This is a genomic window from Planotetraspora mira, from assembly GCF_016863275.1.
Taxonomy (GTDB): domain Bacteria; phylum Actinomycetota; class Actinomycetes; order Streptosporangiales; family Streptosporangiaceae; genus Planotetraspora; species Planotetraspora mira.
In genome coordinates, this window is sequence record NZ_BOOO01000004.1 from 99,948 (window position 1) to 117,445 (window position 17,498).

Below are 17,498 nucleotides of genomic sequence, written 5' to 3' on the forward strand. Positions count from 1 at the left end.
GCGTGATCTTTGAATGCGAACACCGGCTGTTAGAACTGAGCACTACCCGCATCCGGCGCGAATACCGCCACCCGGCTCGCCCCGGGCCCTCAACGCCGTCGTCAGGCCAAGGATAGGGGGTTATTCCGGGCGCCTCGCCAGCGCCGGGGAATAACCGGGGCGCCGCCCCTCGCCCGGCGGCCCGGCGAACGCCTGCGCGATCTTCAGCCATGACGTCGCCGTCGCGCCCGCGGCCTCCAGAGAGGTGTCGTCGAGGTGGCAGCGCTGGGTGACCAGCAGGCAGAAGTCGAGCGCCGGACCCCGTACGACGTCCTGTGCGCCCGGCGGCCCGGCGGCCCACGCGGCGCCGTCGGGCAGGGTCAGTTCCACCCGCACCGGATCCACGGGGAGCGCGAGGCCGCGCACCGCGAAGCCGTACGGCAGAGCGCGGACGCCCAGGCTCGCCACGTGACGCAGCCGGGCGGTCGGCACACGGACGATTCCGAGCGCGTCGGCCACGTCCTGCCCGTGCGCCCATGTCTCCATCAGGCGTGCTGTGGCGAACGACGCCGCCGACATGTCGGGGCCGTACCAGGGAACCCGCAGCCGGGCGTCGGTCTCCGCCAGTTCCCCGATCATGCGGGGGCGGGCCGCGCCGAACCAGTCGAGGAGTTCACGCGGGCTGAGGCCGCGCGCTCCGGCGGCCAGGTCGTCGATCACGCCCGCGCCCCGGGAGAACAGGGCGTCGCGGGCCACGCGGAAACCCGCGGGGTCGGTCAGCGAGCGGGTCGCCGCGTCGTCGAACCACGCGAGGTGGCTGATCTGGTCCCGTACGGCCCAGCCGGCGGCCGGGGTCGGCAGGTCCCAGGCGGCGGCGTCGAGGTCCTCGACCATGCCGGCGAGGTCGGCCGTCTCGGCCCCGAGATCGGCGACGAGTTCGGCCATGAGCCCGGATCCTGTGATCCCCATCACATCTCCCGTGACATCCGCGGGTGACACTCGGCTCACGCCAGCGTAACCGGCGGAGAACAATGAAGACATGATCTGCGACGCGTGCAAGGACCGCAGGCACGACGACTGCCGGGGCGGGTCGTGGTGCGACTGCCAGCATCAGGAGTCGCCGGACGGCCGGCGGACCGAGCCGGCCGAGAACTGGGTCAGCCAGGGGTGACGACCCGTCCGGCCTGGAAAAATGAAGCAGAGGTTACAGTCCCGCATCGTGGACACGAACTTGGACATCCGGGATCTCCGAGGTATCGTCTAGGACATGCCAGCGGACCCATTGCTCGTCGTGCGACGTCACGTCGACCTTCTGCGCGTCCGCAGTGCCATCTGTATCGACGCCGGCTGACCGCTCCCTCTGTTGACCCGGGGCGCATAGCAGGCGTCTTTTTCATGCCCTCACACTCGATGACGAGGTGGGAGGCGGCCTGCCCAGCGCGTCCCGGACCGTAGTCCGATCAGACCGATCACTCGGAAAAGGACGTGCCCATGAGCACCCCGGCCCGCCCGGCGAACCGCCACCACAAGCGCCCGCGCGGCGAAGGTCAGTGGGCTCTCGGTTACCGTGAGCCGCTGAACAAGAACGAGGAGAACAAGAAGAACGACGACGGGCTCAACGTCCGTCAGCGGATCATCGACGTCTACTCGAAGCGTGGTTTCGACTCGATCGACCCGGCCGACCTCCGGGGGCGGTTCCGCTGGTTCGGCCTGTACACCCAGCGCCGGCCCGGGATCGATGGCGGCAAGACCGCCATCCTCGAGCCCGAGGAGCTCGACGACCGCTACTTCATGCTCCGCGTCCGGATCGACGGCGGCCAGCTCAGCCTGGAGCAGCTCCGGGTGATCGCCGACATCTCCAACGAGTACGGCAGGGGCACGGCCGACATCACCGACCGGCAGAACATCCAGCTCCACTGGATCGAGGTCGAGGCGGTCCCCGACATCTGGGACCGGCTGGAGGCCGTCGGCCTGTCCACGATGGAGGCCTGCGGCGACACTCCCCGTGTCATCCTGGGCTGCCCTCTCGCGGGCATCGACGCCGACGAGGTGATCGACGGCACCGCCCAGATCCACGAGATCGACGAGCGGTACATCGGGAGCCCGGAGTTCTCCAACCTCCCCCGGAAGTTCAAGACGGCGATCAGCGGGTGCAAGGCCGCCTGCACCGTCCACGAGATCAACGACATCGCGTTCGTCGGCGTCGTGAACGAGCAGGGCGAGCAGGGCTTCGACGTCTGGGTGGGCGGCGGCCTGTCGACCAACCCGATGTTCGCCAAGCGCCTCGGCGCGTTCGTCCGGCCCGAGCAGGTCCACGAGGTCTGGGCGGGGGTCTGCGGGATCTTCCGCGACTACGGCTACCGCCGCCTGCGCCACAGGGCCCGGATCAAGTTCCTCGTCAACGACTGGGGTGCGGAGAAGTTCCGCGAGGTCCTCGAGACCGAGTACCTCGACTACAAGCTGCCCGACGGGCCCGCTCCCGAGGTGCCGCGCGACGGCCGCCGTGACCACGTCGGCGTCCACCCCCAGAAGGACGGCAACTTCTACGTGGGGTTCGCCCCCAAGGTCGGCCGGGTCAACGGCGACAAGCTCCACGAGATCGCCGACATCGCCGAGCGCCACGGGGCCACCCGGGTGCGCACGACGGTCGAGCAGAAGATGGTCGTCCTCGACGTCGCGCCCGACCAGGTGGACTCGATCGTCAAGGAGCTTGAGGCGGCCGACCTCCAGGTCAACCCGTCGACCTTCCGCCGCCAGACCATGGCGTGCACGGGGATCGAGTTCTGCAAGCTGGCGATCGTCGAGACCAAGGCCACGGCGGTCGATCTGATCCATGAGCTGGAACGGCGCCTTCCGGACTTCGCCGAACCGCTGACCATCAACGTCAACGGCTGCCCGAACTCCTGCGCCCGCATCCAGGTCGCCGACATCGGCCTCAAGGGCCAGTTGGTGACCAACGACAAGGGCGAGCAGGTCGAGGGCTTCCAGGTGCACCTGGGCGGCTCCGTGGGCCTCAACCCCAACTTCGGCCGCAAGGTCCGCGGGCTGAAGGCCACCACCGAGGAACTGCCCGACTACGTGGAGCGCGTGGTCCGGAACTTCGAGAAGCAGAAGAACGAGGGCGAGACCTTCAGCGAGTGGGTCCAGCGCGCGGACGAGGCCGACCTCAAGTGAGCGAGAGAGCGGCGCCGTTCTACTGCCCCTACTGCGGCGAGGAAGACCTGGAGCCCTACGTCACCGAAGAGGAGAGCTACGGGTGGTACTGCCGCTCCTGTGCTCGGGCCTTCCGGGTGAAGTTCCTCGGGCTCGGCGTGCGTTCGTGACGAGTCGAACAGTGATCTTAGAGAAATGACGTGTGAGGAGTGGCAATGACCGTCGTGGACATCGAGGCCGGTCTTGAACGGCAGCGGGTGACGCTCGACCTGCAGAGCATCGTGGCGTCCGCCGCCGAGTTCCTTGAGGACGCGCCCGCCCGGGAGATCATCCGCTGGGCGGCGGCCACATTCGGCGACCGTCTCTGTCTCACGTCCTCCATGAGCGACGCGCTGCTGATCGACCTGGTCAGCCGCGTCAAGCCCGGCGTGGACGTGTTGTTCATCGACACCGGCTACCACTTCGCCGAGACCATCGGCACGCGCGACGCCGTGCAGCAGGTCTACGACGTCAACGTGATCAACATTCAGCCTTCACGGACCGTGGCCGAGCAGGATCGCGACCTCGGCCCCCGGTTGTTCGGGCGCAACCCGGATCTGTGCTGCTACCTGCGCAAGGTGGAGCCGCTCAACCGGGCGCTCGAGCCGTACCTGGCCTGGATCTCGGGCATCCGCCGCGACGAGTCCCCCACCCGGGCGGGCACCAAGGTCGTCGAGTGGGACGCCAAGCGGCAGATGGTCAAGATCAACCCGATCGCGCGGTGGACGCAGGACGAGGTGGACAACTACATCTCGGACAACGGTGTGCTGATCAACCCGCTCCACTACGACAACTACCCCTCGATCGGCTGCGGCCCGTGCACCCGGCAGGTCGCGCCCGGCGAGGACCCGAGGAGCGGCCGCTGGTCAGGACTCGGCAAGATCGAGTGCGGCATCCACCTCTGACCCCCCACCCCCCAGGCGTGATCATGCACAGGTTCGGAGGAACGGTCACTGACCTGCTCCTTCACCGGGCGTGATCATGCACGAATTCGTGAAAACACCCGACGACCAGGCGGAACTCCTTTCGTGATCATGCACAGCCGTCCAGCCGACCGAGCGCCGCTGATCGCGGTGGCGCACGGGTCCCGCGACCCGCGCGCCTCCGTGACGGTGGAGGCGCTCCTGCATGCCGTACGGCAGCGGGAGCCCGGTCTCGAGGTCAGGACGGCGTATCTCGATCACGCCCCGCCGACACTGGCCGCGGCCCTGTCGGGCCTGGACGAGGCCGTCGTCCTCCCCCTGCTTCTCACCGCGGCCTACCACAGCCGCGTGGACATCCCTTCGGCGCTCCGCGAGGCGTCCGCCCGCCGGCCGAGACTCCAGGTGGCGTGCGGGGACACCCTCGGACCCCATCCGCTCCTCATCGGGGCACTCGAGCGCCGGCTCTCCGAGGCCGGGGTGACGCCGGGCGACCCCGGCACCGCCGTGGTGCTCGTGTCCGCCGGCTCCAGCGACCGCCGGGCCAACCTCGTGATCACGCGGATGGCCCGTGAGTGGGCGCGGGCACGTCCGTGGTGGTCGGTCACCGCGGCCTTCGCCTCCGCTGCCACCCCCACCCCCGAGCAGGAGGTCGCACGGCTCAGGCGAGCGGGGGCGCCCAGGATCGTGGTGGCCCCCTACCTGCTGGCGCCGGGCCACTTCGCCGACAAGGTCGAGCGGGACACCCTGCACGCCGGAGCCGACGTGGTGGCCGGCGTCCTCGGGCCCGCGCCCGAACTCGTCACCGTCGTCCTCGAAAGGTACGGCCAGGCCGTACGGGGCCTGAAGGCCGTCGCGACGGCCTGAAAAGGGCTAGGAGGACGGGTCGTCGCCGCGGCGGAGGTCACCCCAGGTGTCACGACCCTCGCGGCGGGACTCCCTGCGGGCCTCGCGATCGTCGCGCGTGAACTGCCGGCGGAATTCCTGCTCCCCCCGCCTGGCCTCTCGCTGCACGTGGCGGAACTCCCTGGTGGCGTCCCGGTGGGCCTGCATGATCTCGCGGTGGGCCTGACGGCCGCCGTCGATCGTCTGGCGCAGATCCGCGCGGAACTGCTGGCGAACCTCCTTGCGGCGATCCCACCACCACTCACTCCAGGCGAACCATCCCCGCTTGATCGGATCGGCCAGGGAATCGCCGATGATCTTCACGTCGCCCATGAGGACGAAGGCCTTGACCCTGACGACGGGGGCGTTCTGGCCCGCCGGAGCCTCGGCCACCTGGACCTTCTTGTCTCCCATGATGGTGACGCCGGAGAGCTCGACGTCGACGCCGTCCGGGACGATGATCTTCACGTCGCCCATGACGCAGGTGGCCGTGATCTCCACCTCGCGCGTGCGCACCTCGGCCTGACGGAGATCGAGCGTCACGTCGCCCATCACGCTGACGGCGGCGATCTCCTGGTCGATGCGCCAGGTGCCGTTGCGCTTGGCGTCGCCCATGACCGCGACGACCCAGGTCTTCACCTTGCCCGGCGTCTTCACCGGCTGGGGCCGGGGTGCCGGGGCGCCCCCGGGGAGGTCGGCGGTGATCTGGGCGAGCTCCGCGTGCGTCCGGGCCAGGTAGGCCGCCTCCGTCCGCTCGGTCAGCTCGGCGAGGGTCAGCCGTCCCTCGACAGAGGCCTCACGGAGCCTCTCGACCGCCTGCTCCCGTTCCGCGTCGGAAGCACGCATATCACCTAGATCGCTCACGCCTCCACGCTATCCCGCACGACGCGATCGACCTATCCTCCCTGGGAAGGAATCACCTCTCCCAGAGGACGAACTTCGGGCACCTCCGGGGCCGGCGACGCCGACGGCTCTCTGGACGGCCGTCCCGTGTGATTGTGGAGTTATCCCCCTCGACCCCCGCATTTCATTATCCACTTGAAATGTTGAGATGGTTGATGACGACCCGGACAGGAGGCCCAAGTGACCCACGACGTGATCAACCAGGCACCGCCGCTGATCGGGCACGACGTGTCAAGCGACCCCGCGCTGCTCGACGGGCTGGACCGGGAGGGCGCGGACTGGGCGACCGGGGAGCTCCGCCAGCTCGGCCTGCTGGCCGGCTCCGCGAAGGCGCAGGAATGGGCGCGGCTGGCCAACGACAACCCGCCGGTGTTGCGGACGCACGACCGGTACGGCCACCGCATCGACGAGGTGGAGTTCCACCCCGCATGGCACGACCTGATGGCCGTCGCGGTCGGGAACGGCATGCACGCCTCACCCTGGACCTCCGCCAGGCCGGGCGCTCACGTGGCCAGGGCGGCGAAGTTCTTCACCTGGTCTCAGGTCGAGGCCGGACACGGCTGCCCGATCTCCATGACGTACGCCGCCGTGGCCGCGCTCCGGCACTCCCCCGACCTCAGGTCCGAGTGGGAACCCCAGCTCGCCTCGCGGACCTACGACTTCGGGCTCAGGCCCGCGCACGACAAACGCGGCGTGCTGGCCGGCATGGCCATGACCGAGAAGCAGGGCGGCTCCGACGTCCGTGCGAACACCACCAGGGCCGAACGGCTGGCCGACGGCACGTTCGCCCTGACCGGCCACAAGTGGTTCAACTCCGCCCCGATGTGCGACGTCTTCCTCGTCCTGGCCCAGGCTCCCGGCGGGTTGTCGTGCTTCCTGCTGCCCCGTGTGCTCCCGGACGGCTCCCGCAACGCGATGCGCCTGCTGCGGCTGAAGGACAAGCTGGGCAACAGGTCGAACGCCTCGGCCGAGGTCGAGTACGACGGCGCGATCGCCCACCTCGTGGGCGAGGAGGGACGGGGCATCCGCACGATCATCGAGATGGTCAACATGACCCGGCTCGACTGCGTGATCGGCTCGGCGGCCGGCATGCGGTACGGCCTGGTCCAGGCGATCCATCACACCACTCACCGCAAGGCCTTCGGCAAGGCGCTCATCGACCAGCCACTGATGCGCAACGTGCTCGCGGACCTGGCCCTGGAGTCCGAGGCGGCCACCACGCTGATGATGCGCCTGGCCGGGGCCACCGACCGCGCGGTGCGCGGCGACGCCGCCGAGGGGCTGTTCCGCCGTACGGCTCTGGCCGCGTCGAAGTACTGGATCTGCAAGCGGGCTCCCGTCCACGCCGCCGAGGCGCTCGAGTGCCTGGGCGGCAACGGGTATGTCGAGGAGTCGCAGATGCCGCGGCTGTTCCGCGACTCGCCGCTGAACGGCATCTGGGAGGGATCGGGCAACGTCGCCGCGCTCGATCTCGTGCGGGCGCTCACCAAGGAGCCCGAGGGGCTGGAGGCGTTCTTCGCCGAGGTCGCGCTGGCCGACGACCGCCGGGTGGGCGACGCCTCCGAGCGGGCCCGCAAGACGCTCGCGTCGGCCGGGGAGGGCGACGCCCGGCGCCTCGCCGAGGAGCTCACCCTGGTCCTCCAGGCGTCCCTGCTCGTACGGCACGCGCCCGCGGCGGTGGCGGACGCGTTCTGCGCCTCCCGCCTGGCGGGTGAGTGGGGGCGGGCCTTCGGCACCCTTCCGGCGGGCCTCGACCTGGAGGCGATCGTCGAACGAGCGACCTGACGGCCACCCCGCCGTGATCATGCACACATTCGGGAGGATGCCCTCTGACCTGCGGTGACATGGTTCGTGATCATGCACACTTTCGTGGATCGGCCACCTGACCTGCGACTTCGTTTTTCGTGATCATGCTCAGGTTCGCGAGCATGCGGGATGAGCAGGCGTTTCGCCGTACATGGTCATGTAGCGGCGAGGAGTGCGATCGGGCGTCGCACGGGCACGAACCCATGCTCTGCATGATCACGTACGGCGAAGCCGCAGGTCCGTACGGCGTTGCGCGAATGCGTGCATGATCACGAGCCGCATCACCGCAGGTCACAGGCCTTACTCGCGAAGGTGTGCATGATCACGACTCGGGAATGGCCAGGTCAGTCGGCCCGTCACCGAACCTGTGCATGATCACGCCCCTAGTTTTGGCTGTTCAGACGGCACATTTACGAATCTGTGCATGATCACGGCCAGAGAAGGGTCAGGTCGGTTGGGCTGGCACCGAACCTGAGCATGATCACCACCTGGGGAGGCTCTAAGCTCGCTCATGGATGTGACTTAACCGATGAAGGGACAATCGCCATGGCGACCACTCGTACCGCGACCACGCAGTGGAAGGGCGCTCTCCTCGACGGCTCGGGCGTCGTCTCGCTGGACACCTCCGGCGTCGGCACCTTCGACGTCACCTGGGCTTCGCGGGCCGAGACGGCCAACGGCAAGACCAGCCCGGAAGAGCTGATCGCGGCCGCCCACTCCTCCTGCTTCTCGATGGCCCTGTCCCACGCCCTGGCCGGCGCGGGCACCCCGCCGCAGTCGCTGGAGACCAAGGCGGACGTCACCTTCCAGCCGGGTGAGGGCATCACCGGCATCGTCTTGTCGGTCCGCGGCCAGGTCCCCGGCCTGTCCGCCGAGGACTTCCAGAAGGCCGCCGAGACGGCCAAGGCCAACTGCCCGGTGAGCAAGGCCCTCACCGGCACGACGATCACGCTGAACGCCGAGCTCGTCGGCTGAACATGCCCTGATGGCCGGGCAGAGCCCCCGCCGGACGTGATCCGGTGGGGGCTCTCGCATTTCCCCAGACGGACGACACACCCGAACGACGTTCCAACGGCCGTTTCCCGGAAACCTTTTCCGGTGACGATCTACCGAAGACGTCCCCGGCGATGTGCCCGGTGGGGTTTCCTGACGGGGTTCCCTGACCGCCTCGAGCCTCTTCAGGTGCGCGATCGACCGCGGGAGTGGAGAATGAGGTTACATGCGTGAAGTTTGGCCTGGAGAGCCGTACCCGCTCGGAGCCACCTGGGATGGAGTGGGCACCAGTTTCTCGGTGTTCTCCGAGGTGGCCGAGCGGGTCGAGCTGTGCCTGTTCGACGACCACGGCGAAGAGAGCCGCGTCGACCTCCCCGAGGTCGACGGGTTCGTGTGGCACGGCTACCTGCCGGGGATCATGCCCGGCCAGAGGTACGGCTTCCGCGTGCACGGGCCGTACCGGCCGGGGCACGGCCACCGGAACAACCCGGCCAAGCTCCTGCTCGACCCGTACGGCAAGGCGGTCGAGGGCTCGGTCAAATGGAACGAGTCCCTGTTCTCCTACCACTTCACCGACCCCGCGCGGCTGAACGTCGACGACTCGGCCGAGTACATGCCGAAGAACGTGGTGGTCAATCCGTTCTTCGAGTGGGGCAACGACCGGTCGCCCCGCACGCCGTACCACGACACCGTGATCTACGAGGCCCACGTGCGCGGCCTGACCATCCGGCATCCGAAGGTGCCCGAGGAGCAGCGCGGCACCTACGCCGGCCTCGCCCACCCCGCCGTGATCGAGCATCTGCAGTCGATCGGGGTCACCGCCGTCGAGTTGATGCCGGTCCACCAGTTCGTGCCCGAGCACGCGATGGTGGCCCGCGGGCTGACGAACTACTGGGGCTACAACACGATCGCCTACCTCGCCCCGCACAACGCCTACTCCAGCGCGGGGCAGCGGGGCGAGCAGGTCCAGGAGTTCAAGGCGATGGTCCGCGCGCTGCACGAGGCGGGCATCGAGGTCATCCTCGACGTGGTCTACAACCACACCGCCGAGGGCGACCACATGGGCCCGACGCTCGGCTTCCGCGGGATCGACAACGTCGCCTACTACCGGCTGCGCGATGAGGACCGGCGCTACTACCTCGACTACACCGGCTGCGGCAACTCGCTGAACGTCCGCTCGCCCCACGCTCTGCAGCTCATCATGGACTCGCTGCGCTACTGGGTGCTCGAGATGCACGTGGACGGCTTCCGCTTCGACCTCGCCGCCGCGCTCGCCCGCGAGTTGCACGACGTCGACCGGCTGTCGGCGTTCTTCGACCTCATCCAGCAGGACCCGGTGATCTCACAGGTCAAGCTGATCGCCGAGCCGTGGGATGTCGGCCCCGGCGGGTACCAGGTGGGAAATTTCCCGCCCTTATGGACGGAATGGAACGGGAAATATCGGGATTCCGTTCGGGATTTCTGGCGAGGCGGCTCCCGCACGGTGCCCGAGTTCGCCTCACGGCTGACCGGATCGAGCGACCTCTACGCCACCAGCGGCCGCCGCCCGGTGGCCTCGATCAACTTCGTGACCTGCCACGACGGCTTCACTCTCACCGACCTGGTCTCCTACAACCGCAAGCACAACGACGCCAACGGCGAGGCCAACCGCGACGGCACCGACGACAACCGCTCGTGGAACTGCGGCGCCGAAGGCCCCGTCGAGGACCCCGGGATCGTACGGCTGCGCCGGCGGCAGCGGCGCAACTTCCTGGCCACGCTGTTCGTCTCCCAGGGCGTCCCGATGATGCTGGCGGGCGACGAGTTCGGCCGGACCCAGGGCGGCAACAACAACGCCTACTGCCAGGACAACGAGACCTCCTGGACCGACTGGTCGCTGCTCAAGCAGGAGGACGACCTGCTCGAGTTCGTCCGCGCACTCGCCGCGTTGCGCCGTGAGCATCCCGTCTTCCGCCGGCGCAGGTTCTTCCACGGCCGCAGGGCTCAGGACGGCACGCGGGACATCGTCTGGCTGACCCCTTCGGGGAAGGAGATGGCCGACTCCGACTGGAACGCGGGCTACGCCAAGTCGCTCGCGGTGTTCCTGAACGGCGAGGCGATCAGCGAGCCGGGCCAGCGCGGGGAGAGGATCAGGGACGACTCGTTCCTGTTGCTGATCAACGCCCACCACGACGAGCTCATGTTCAACCTGCCCGGCGCCGAGTTCGGCCAGGAGTGGCACCTCGTCCTCGACACGGCGGACGAGAGCCCGCGGGAGGAGACGTCCGGGGAGGAGACGTGCCCGGCGGGCGCCAAGGTGCCCGTCACGGCCCGGTCGCTCCAGATCCTGCGCCGCGCCGGCGAGGACTGACGCCCGGCGATGAGTGCGCGGGAGAGAGCGCGGCACTGGCGGCACCCCGGGCTGCCGGGCGTCGACCTGCTCGACGCCCGCTACGTGAGCAAGACCTTCGCCCGGCACACGCACGAGTCGTTCGTCATCGCCGCGATCACCTCGGGCGTCGAGGAGTTCCACCACCGCGACTCGATCGAGCGTGCGGGGCCGGGCCACCTCGCGCTGGTCAATCCCGACACGGTGCACACGGGCCAGGCGGGCGTGCCCGAGGGCTGGACCTACAGCGTGATCTACCCGTCGGCGGCCGTCGTGGGCGAGATCGCCGGGGAGACGACCTCGATCCGCGGAAATCCCGGTTTCGCCGTCGCCGTGGCCCACGACCCGCAGGCCGTCCGCCTGATCACCCAGGTGCATCGGGCCGCGGACGGCCAGAACGCGCTCGCCGCCGACACGATGCTCCGCCTGGTGGTGGCCCGGCTGCTGCGCTCCAGCGGGACGGCGCTGCCCGCTCGCTCTCCGCGCGGCGCGGCCAGGCACGACGTGTCGCGGGCCCGGGAGATCCTCGAGTCCCGGATGGCCGATCCCCCGTCCCTGCGGGAGCTCGCGGCCCAACTGGGCACCGGCCCGTTCGCGTTGTTGCGGGCCTTCCGCGACGCGTACGGCATGCCGCCCCACGTGTGGCTCACCGACGCGCGAGTGCGGCGGGCCCGGCGCCTCCTCGACAACGGGATCGCCCCGGCGGACGCCGCCGTGACCGTGGGCTTCACTGACCAGCCGCACCTGAACCGGCACTTCACCCGGATCATCGGCGTGCCACCCGGCGCCTACAGCCGAGAGCGCAAGAACGTACAAGACTCGCGAATGGGGCCGCGCCTAGTCTCGGCCGAGTGACCGCATCCCCCACGCAGACCGGCCCTCCACCCCCCAAACCGCGAGCCGCGGTCGTCCGGGACGCCCTCGGCGTCGGGATCACCGTCGGTCTGTCCGGCTTCGTCTTCGGCGTCACCTCGTCGGGAGCCGGCCTGAGCGTGGCGCAGACCTGCGCCCTGTCTCTCCTGGTGTTCACCGGGGCGTCGCAGTTCGCTCTCGTCGGGGCGATCGGTGCGGGCGGCGCCCCGTTCGCCGCGGCGGCGGGCGCCCTCTTCCTCGGGGCGCGCAACGCCTTCTACGGGCTGCGGTTGTCGCAGTTGCTCGCCCTGCCCGCCGCCGTCCGCCCGCTGGCAGCCCAATGGGTGATCGACGAGACCTCGGCGGTGGCCCTCGCCCAGCCGGACCGGGCCGCCGCCCGCCTGGGTTTCACGGTCACCGGTGTGAGCCTCTACCTCGGGTGGAACGTCACGACGTTGCTGGGCGCGCTGGGTGCGTCGGCGCTCGGCGATCCGTCGGCATGGGGACTGGACGCGGCAGGTCCTGCGGTCTTCCTGGCGCTTCTCGCATCGATGATGCGGGGCGGGAACTCGCGCGGGTCGTGGCGACGGATCCGGGAGCGTCCTGAGCCGGTGACGGCCCTCGCCGCCGCCGTCCTCACGCTGGCGAGCCTGCCGATCCTGCCTGCCGGAGTGCCCATCCTGGTGGCGGCGCTCGCGGCGCCCGCCGTCCTCGTCGTGAACCGCCGCCGGAGGGACCTGTCATGATCTGGGCCGCCATCGCCCTCGTCGCCGCGGGCTGCTACGCCGTGAAACTCCTCGGGTTGTCCGTGCCCGCCGCCGTCCTGGAGCGGCCGATGGTGCGCCGGCTCGCGGCGCTCGTGCCCATCGCGACGCTCGCCGGCCTCATCGCCCTGCAGACGTTCGGTGAGGGACGGACGCCGGTCGTGGACGCCCGCGCGGCCGGGCTCGCCGCCGCAGCGGCGGCTCTGCTCCTGCGGGCGCCGTTCCTCGTGGTCGTGGCGGCCGCCGTGGTCGTCACCGCCGCCGTCAGGGCCCTCACGGGCTGAGGCGGCTACCGGGCCAGGATCTCGCCGAGGTCGTACCGGACCGGCCTGTCCAGCTGGTCATAGGTGCAGGAGGACGGGGTGCGGTCCGGGCGCCAGCGGCGGAACTGGGCCGTGTGCCGGAACCGGTCCCCCTCCATGTGGTCGTAGGCCACCTCGATCACCAGGTCGGGCCGCAGCGGGATGAACGACAGGTCCTTCTTCGCGTTCCACCGCGAGACGGCCCCCGGAAGACGCTGCCCCTCCGAGCCGCCCTGCGCGAACTCGGCCCAGGCCCCCCAGGGGTGTTCGCTCAGATCGTCCAGCCGGTACGGCGCGAGCTCCGCCACGAGCTCCTCCCGCCGCTTCATGGGGAACGACGCCGCCACGCCCACATGGTGCAGACGCCCGTCGGGCGAGTACAGCCCCAGCAGCAGGGAGCCGACGATCGGACCGGACTTGTGCTCCCGGTAGCCGGCGACGACGCAGTCGGCCGTGCGCTCGTGCTTCACCTTGAACATGACCCGCTTGTCCGGCGAGTACGGCAGGTCTCCCGGCTTGACCACGATGCCGTCGAGCCCGGCGCCCTCGAACATGTCGAACCACTCGCCGGCCACCCGGTCGTCCTGCGTGACGGGCGTGAGCCGCACCGAGTCGCCGGACTTGGCCAGGGCCTCCTCCAGCCGGGCCCTGCGCACCGAGAACGGCTCGTCCATCAGGCTCTCGGACCCGAGGGCGAGCAGGTCGAAGGCCACGAACGACGCGGGCGTCTGCTCCGACAGCAGCTTCACCCGCGAGGCCGCGGGATGGATGCGCTGCTGGAGGGTGTCGAAGTCGAGCGACTCGCCGCGGACGATGATGATCTCGCCGTCCACGACGCACCGCGGCGGCAGCTCGTTCTTCACCGCCTCGACCAGCTCGGGGAAGTAGCGCGTGAACGGCCGCTCGTTGCGGCTGCCCAGATAGACCTCGTCGCCGTCGCGGAAGACGATGCAGCGGAAGCCGTCCCACTTCGGCTCGTAGTAGAGCGAGCCGTCCTGGGGCGGCATGCCCTTGACCGCCTTCGCGAGCATCGGCGAGACCGGCGGTTCAACCGGCAGTGCCATCCTGGACCTCCCTGACGTATCTGCAGAAGAGGAAGCCGTCCTCTTCCAGGACCTGGGCGAGCACGAGGGGGGTCTGCGACGCCACGCCGTTGAGGATGCGGGCGGCGTCCCCGCCGAGGAGCACGGGGCTGATCGACAGTGACAGCTCGTCGACCAGCCCGGCGGCCGCGAGCTGGGCGTTGAGGCGGGGGCCGCCCTCGCACAGGATCCTGCCGAGCCCTCTGGCGCGCAGTTCGCGCACGGCGAGCGGCATGTCGACCCTGTCGTCTCCGGCGATGACGACGTCGGCGTTCTTGGCCGCCTCCTCGCGGCGGTCCTGCGGGGCGGCCTCCGTCGTTATGACGATGGGCCGCGCGTACGGCTCGGCCTCGGTGAACAGCGGACCGCCGAGGTCGAGGTCGAGCCGCCGCGTGATGACGGCGATCGGCGGGGCGGGCGGGCGTCCCTCCCGCAGGACGGACCACGACGCGCGGGGCCGGGCCGGGCCGTATCCCTCGGTGCGGACCGTCGCCGCTCCCGCGAGGACCACGTCGGACAGCCCGCGCATGATGCCGAAGATCCTGCGGTCGCCCTCGCCGGACAGGCCTGCGGACAGGCCCTTCGTCCAGGCCGCCCCGTCGGCGCTGGCCACCATGTTGAGCCTCAGCCATTCGTCACGCGGGTAGGCGTAGGACGCGACGAGATCGGGATCGTCCTCGACGTCGGGATGGATACGGCGCACGGTCTCTACATTGGCACACGCGGGCGACAGACCGGCAGAGCGGAGACGAGCCGATAACGGTTCGATGTCACAGCGTGTGAGACGGCACGGAGTTGACAAAAGACCTCACAGGAAAGTTCGGAAACCTGTCGGAGGGGCCCGTGCAACTCGCCGCGCTCACAGTTTGGCTGGTCTCGACCCTGGCCGGGCTCTACCTCATGATCCGGTGGCTGGCCGACGGCGGTCTGCGTCCCCAGGTCACCAAGGTCACCCGCTACCCCCGCACTCTGATCGTCGGCCACCCGGCCCTCGCCGTCGCCGGGCTCGCCCTCTGGGTGGCCTTCCTCCTCACTCACGACGAGGGCTACGCGTGGGCCGCCCTGGTCGTGATCACAGCGGTCGCGCTGCTCGGTTTCACGATGCTGACGCGCTGGCTGGGCGGCGGGCGTCACGCGCGAGACTCGGGAAGACGCCGCCCGATGGCCGCCATCCTGCTCCACGGGGTGACGGGGCTGTCCACCTTCGTGCTCGTCATGCTGATCACGACGACGATCCGCTGGTAGCGCCGAGCGGGAAGGCGATCTACAGTGCGCGCATGGGCATCGGGCTGACCACCGACCATCGGGATCTCGCAGCCGCCGTACGGCGCTTCTCGGAGCGGCGGGTCTCCGCCAGAGCCGCCGATCACCGGGAGTTCTGGGACGACCTGGCCACGCAGGGGCTGCTCGGCCTGCACCTGCCCGAGGAGCACGGCGGCCAGGGGTTCGGGCCGCCCGAGCTCGCCGTCGTCCTGGAGGTGCTGGGCGAACGCTGCACCCCCGGCCCCTTCCTGCCCACGGTGATCGCGTCCGCGGTCATCGCCGAGTGGGGGACGGAGAAGCTCCGGGCCGAACTGCTCCCCCTTCTCGCCGACGGCTCACTCACCGCCGCCGTGGCGCTTCCGGAGACCTCCCAGGAGGGCCTCGCACTCGGCGAGCCGGACGCCGGCGTCCTCCTCGTGCCCGTGGACGGCCACTGGGCGGTCCTCCGCTCAGCGGACGTCACGGTCCGGGCCGTCGCCGGCCTCGATCTCACCCGTGGGCTCGTCCACGTGTCCGCCGACGCCGTGAGCGAGGACCGCGTGCTGCCGGGGGTGACGTCCGCGACCGTCCGGGACGTGATCTCCGTGCTCGCGGGCGCCGAGGCCTGCGGAGTGGCGGCGTGGGCCGTCACGACGGCGGCCGAGTACGCCAGGACCCGTGTCCAGTTCGGGCGGCCCATCGGGCAGTTCCAGGGCGTCAAGCACAGGTGCGCCGCGATGCTGGTCGCCCTGGAGCAGGCCAGGGCTGCGGTGTGGGACGCGGCCCGTGCCGTCGAGGACGGCCACGGGGCGCGGATCGCGGCGGCTGGGGCGGCCGTCCTCGCTCCGGACGCGGCGGTGCGCTGCGCGGCCGACGCGATCCAGGTGCTCGGCGGCATCGGCTACACCTTCGAGCACGACGCCCACCTCTACTACCGGCGGGCCCTCTCCCTCCGCGCGCTGGTCGGCGATCCCGGGGTGTGGGCCGGGCAGGTGACGCGGCTCGCGATGGCGGGCGAGCGCCGGGAGCTCGAGCCCGACCTGCCCGACGAGGCCCTGCCGCTGCGGCAGCGGATCCACGCGGAGGCGGCGCGGCTCGGCGCACTGGATCCCGCGGAGAGGCGTGCCGGGTTCGCGAGCGGAGGCTGGATGATCCCCCACCTGCCCGAGCCGTGGGGCAGGGCCGCCTCACCGCTGGAGCAGGTGATCATCCAGCAGGAGTTCCGGCATCTCGGCCGGCCCAACCTCGGCATCGCCGCGTGGGCCGTCCCCTCCATCGCCCGGTACGGCACGCGTGAGCAGCAGGACCGGTTCATCCCCGGGACGCTCAGGGGCGAGTTCGTCTGGTGCCAGCTGTTCAGCGAACCGGGAGCCGGCTCCGACCTGGCGTCGTTGTCGACGAAGGCGGTGCGGGCGGAGGGCGGCTGGCTCATCACCGGCCAGAAGATCTGGACGTCCCTCGCCCAGCACGCCCATTGGGCGATCTGCCTGGCCAGGACCGACCCGGACGTACCCAAGCACGAGGGGATCACGTACTTCCTGGTGGACATGTCATCCCCGGGGGTGGAGGTCCGCCCGCTCAAGGAGATCAACGGAGACGAGATCTTCAACCAGGTCTTCCTCGACGACGTCTTCGTGCCGGACTCGCTCGTGGTCGGAGAGCCCGGCCAGGGGTGGCGGGTCGCGCGGGACACCCTGTCGCACGAGCGGGTGTCCCTCGGCGACTCCTGGGGCCCCGGCTCTCAGCACGGCGACATCGTCCGCCATCTCGGCAAGGTCGAAGCTCTGCGGGAATCACAACTCGAGGAGGCGGGCCGCCTCTACGCCGAAGGCCACGCCATCTCCGCCCTCGGCCTGCGGGTCACCCTGGCCCGGCTCGAGGGGACGGACTCCGGCGCCGGCTCCAGCGTGCGCAAACTGCTCGGCATGGGGCAGGCGCAGCGGGTCTCGGAGTTCTGCTGGTCGCTGGATCCCTCGGACCCCCACTGGAGCAGGATGATCCTCACCACGAGGGCCTTCACGATCGGCGGCGGCACGACCGAGGTGCAGCTGAACATCATCGGGGAGCGCGCCCTCGGCCTCCCCCGCGACCCCTGACCTCCTCCCCCGCGACTCCTGACCTCCGGCCTCGGGGCCCTGGCCGAAACGGCCGGCAGATCAGGTCCGGCTCTCCCGCGACGCGTCGGCGATGTCTCGACTCGGAATACTCGA

General features: G+C 70.2%; 18 protein-coding genes. 14 read left to right on the forward strand and 4 right to left on the reverse strand.

Going from position 1 to position 17,498, the window contains the following annotated elements:
* Positions 1-120 precede the first annotated feature (120 nt).
* A complete protein-coding gene (locus Pmi06nite_RS04015; protein ID WP_239113618.1) occupies positions 121-948 on the reverse strand; it encodes a TIGR03084 family metal-binding protein in 828 nt (275 codons plus the stop codon).
* 70 nt (positions 949-1,018) lie between these two features.
* On the opposite strand from Pmi06nite_RS04015, the gene Pmi06nite_RS42510 reads away from it, so the two are divergent.
* From Pmi06nite_RS42510 to Pmi06nite_RS04035, 6 genes are all read left to right on the forward strand, one after another.
* Entirely contained in the window at positions 1,019-1,150 is a 132-nt protein-coding gene (locus Pmi06nite_RS42510) for a hypothetical protein (protein ID WP_275409545.1), read from the forward strand.
* A 96-nt stretch (positions 1,151-1,246) separates the two neighbouring features.
* The gene (locus tag Pmi06nite_RS42925; RefSeq protein WP_357054749.1) at positions 1,247-1,330 is read left to right on the forward strand and encodes a putative leader peptide; all 84 of its coding nucleotides are present in this window, start codon (positions 1,247-1,249) and stop codon (positions 1,328-1,330) included.
* A gap of 140 nt (positions 1,331-1,470) precedes the next feature.
* Positions 1,471-3,153 (forward strand): nitrite/sulfite reductase, encoded by a 1,683-nt coding sequence (locus tag Pmi06nite_RS04020; protein ID WP_203951456.1) that lies wholly within the window; start codon positions 1,471-1,473, stop codon positions 3,151-3,153.
* Positions 3,150-3,302, forward strand: coding sequence for a DpnI domain-containing protein (locus tag Pmi06nite_RS04025; RefSeq protein ID WP_203883160.1), 153 nt, complete (start codon positions 3,150-3,152; stop codon positions 3,300-3,302). The genes Pmi06nite_RS04020 and Pmi06nite_RS04025 overlap by 4 nt, the downstream gene beginning before the upstream one ends.
* 45 nt (positions 3,303-3,347) lie before the next feature.
* Positions 3,348-4,076 (forward strand): phosphoadenylyl-sulfate reductase, encoded by a 729-nt coding sequence (locus Pmi06nite_RS04030; RefSeq protein ID WP_203951457.1) that lies wholly within the window; start codon positions 3,348-3,350, stop codon positions 4,074-4,076.
* Positions 4,077-4,205: 129 nt separating this feature from the next.
* Entirely contained in the window at positions 4,206-4,958 is a 753-nt protein-coding gene (locus tag Pmi06nite_RS04035; protein ID WP_203951458.1) for a sirohydrochlorin chelatase, read from the forward strand.
* A gap of 6 nt (positions 4,959-4,964) precedes the next feature.
* Here the strand turns inward: Pmi06nite_RS04035 and Pmi06nite_RS04040 are convergent, their stop codons facing one another.
* Entirely contained in the window at positions 4,965-5,840 is an 876-nt protein-coding gene (locus tag Pmi06nite_RS04040) for a DUF1707 SHOCT-like domain-containing protein (RefSeq protein WP_203951459.1), read from the reverse strand.
* A gap of 219 nt (positions 5,841-6,059) precedes the next feature.
* Here Pmi06nite_RS04040 and Pmi06nite_RS04045 point away from each other — a divergent pair, with 219 nt between their 5' ends.
* From Pmi06nite_RS04045 to Pmi06nite_RS04070, 6 genes are all read left to right on the forward strand, one after another.
* Positions 6,060-7,664, forward strand: a complete 1,605-nt coding sequence (locus Pmi06nite_RS04045) for an isovaleryl-CoA dehydrogenase (protein ID WP_203951460.1) — start codon at positions 6,060-6,062, stop codon at positions 7,662-7,664.
* A gap of 567 nt (positions 7,665-8,231) precedes the next feature.
* Complete coding sequence (locus tag Pmi06nite_RS04050; RefSeq protein ID WP_203951461.1) at positions 8,232-8,660, forward strand: OsmC family protein; 429 nt, start codon at positions 8,232-8,234, stop codon at positions 8,658-8,660.
* Between the two features lie 244 nt (positions 8,661-8,904).
* On the forward strand, positions 8,905-11,028 hold the full coding sequence (glgX, locus tag Pmi06nite_RS04055; RefSeq protein WP_203951462.1) for a glycogen debranching protein GlgX: 2,124 nt from the start codon (positions 8,905-8,907) through the stop codon (positions 11,026-11,028).
* Positions 11,029-11,037: 9 nt separating this feature from the next.
* Entirely contained in the window at positions 11,038-11,901 is an 864-nt protein-coding gene (locus Pmi06nite_RS04060) for an AraC family transcriptional regulator (RefSeq protein ID WP_203951463.1), read from the forward strand.
* Positions 11,898-12,644, forward strand: a complete 747-nt coding sequence (locus Pmi06nite_RS04065; RefSeq protein ID WP_239113619.1) for an AzlC family ABC transporter permease — start codon at positions 11,898-11,900, stop codon at positions 12,642-12,644. Before Pmi06nite_RS04060 ends, Pmi06nite_RS04065 begins: the two co-directional genes overlap by 4 nt.
* Positions 12,641-12,946 carry an AzlD domain-containing protein gene (locus tag Pmi06nite_RS04070; RefSeq protein ID WP_203951464.1) on the forward strand — a complete coding sequence of 102 codons (306 nt, stop codon included), beginning with the start codon at positions 12,641-12,643 and terminating at the stop codon, positions 12,944-12,946. The genes Pmi06nite_RS04065 and Pmi06nite_RS04070 overlap by 4 nt, the downstream gene beginning before the upstream one ends.
* A 5-nt stretch (positions 12,947-12,951) precedes the next feature.
* Here the strand turns inward: Pmi06nite_RS04070 and Pmi06nite_RS04075 are convergent, their stop codons facing one another.
* Both Pmi06nite_RS04075 and Pmi06nite_RS04080 read right to left on the reverse strand, forming a co-directional pair.
* A complete protein-coding gene (locus tag Pmi06nite_RS04075) occupies positions 12,952-14,028 on the reverse strand; it encodes an ATP-dependent DNA ligase (protein WP_203951465.1) in 1,077 nt (358 codons plus the stop codon).
* The gene (locus tag Pmi06nite_RS04080) at positions 14,012-14,749 is read right to left on the reverse strand and encodes a pyrimidine reductase family protein (RefSeq protein WP_203951466.1); all 738 of its coding nucleotides are present in this window, start codon (positions 14,747-14,749) and stop codon (positions 14,012-14,014) included. Before Pmi06nite_RS04080 ends, Pmi06nite_RS04075 begins: the two co-directional genes overlap by 17 nt.
* Positions 14,750-14,889: 140 nt before the next feature.
* On the opposite strand from Pmi06nite_RS04080, the gene Pmi06nite_RS04085 reads away from it, so the two are divergent.
* Positions 14,890-15,291 carry a hypothetical protein gene (locus Pmi06nite_RS04085; protein ID WP_203951467.1) on the forward strand — a complete coding sequence of 134 codons (402 nt, stop codon included), beginning with the start codon at positions 14,890-14,892 and terminating at the stop codon, positions 15,289-15,291.
* Between the two features lie 32 nt (positions 15,292-15,323).
* Positions 15,324-17,384 (forward strand): acyl-CoA dehydrogenase family protein, encoded by a 2,061-nt coding sequence (locus Pmi06nite_RS04090; protein ID WP_203951468.1) that lies wholly within the window; start codon positions 15,324-15,326, stop codon positions 17,382-17,384.
* The last annotated feature ends 114 nt before the right edge of the window (positions 17,385-17,498 follow it).

Coding starts and splice junctions, on each gene's coding strand:
- Pmi06nite_RS42925 (WP_357054749.1), top strand. CDS start 1,247: ATGCCAGCGGACCCATTGCTCGTCGTGCGACGTCACGTCGACCTTCTG.
- Pmi06nite_RS04070 (WP_203951464.1), top strand. CDS start 12,641: ATGATCTGGGCCGCCATCGCCCTCGTCGCCGCGGGCTGCTACGCCGTG.
- Pmi06nite_RS04020 (WP_203951456.1), top strand. CDS start 1,471: ATGAGCACCCCGGCCCGCCCGGCGAACCGCCACCACAAGCGCCCGCGC.
- Pmi06nite_RS04050 (WP_203951461.1), top strand. CDS start 8,232: ATGGCGACCACTCGTACCGCGACCACGCAGTGGAAGGGCGCTCTCCTC.
- glgX (WP_203951462.1), top strand. CDS start 8,905: ATGCGTGAAGTTTGGCCTGGAGAGCCGTACCCGCTCGGAGCCACCTGG.
- Pmi06nite_RS04060 (WP_203951463.1), top strand. CDS start 11,038: ATGAGTGCGCGGGAGAGAGCGCGGCACTGGCGGCACCCCGGGCTGCCG.
- Pmi06nite_RS04015 (WP_239113618.1), bottom strand. CDS start 948: ATGGGGATCACAGGATCCGGGCTCATGGCCGAACTCGTCGCCGATCTC.
- Pmi06nite_RS04090 (WP_203951468.1), top strand. CDS start 15,324: ATGGGCATCGGGCTGACCACCGACCATCGGGATCTCGCAGCCGCCGTA.
- Pmi06nite_RS42510 (WP_275409545.1), top strand. CDS start 1,019: ATGATCTGCGACGCGTGCAAGGACCGCAGGCACGACGACTGCCGGGGC.
- Pmi06nite_RS04035 (WP_203951458.1), top strand. CDS start 4,206: ATGCACAGCCGTCCAGCCGACCGAGCGCCGCTGATCGCGGTGGCGCAC.
- Pmi06nite_RS04075 (WP_203951465.1), bottom strand. CDS start 14,028: ATGGCACTGCCGGTTGAACCGCCGGTCTCGCCGATGCTCGCGAAGGCG.
- Pmi06nite_RS04030 (WP_203951457.1), top strand. CDS start 3,348: ATGACCGTCGTGGACATCGAGGCCGGTCTTGAACGGCAGCGGGTGACG.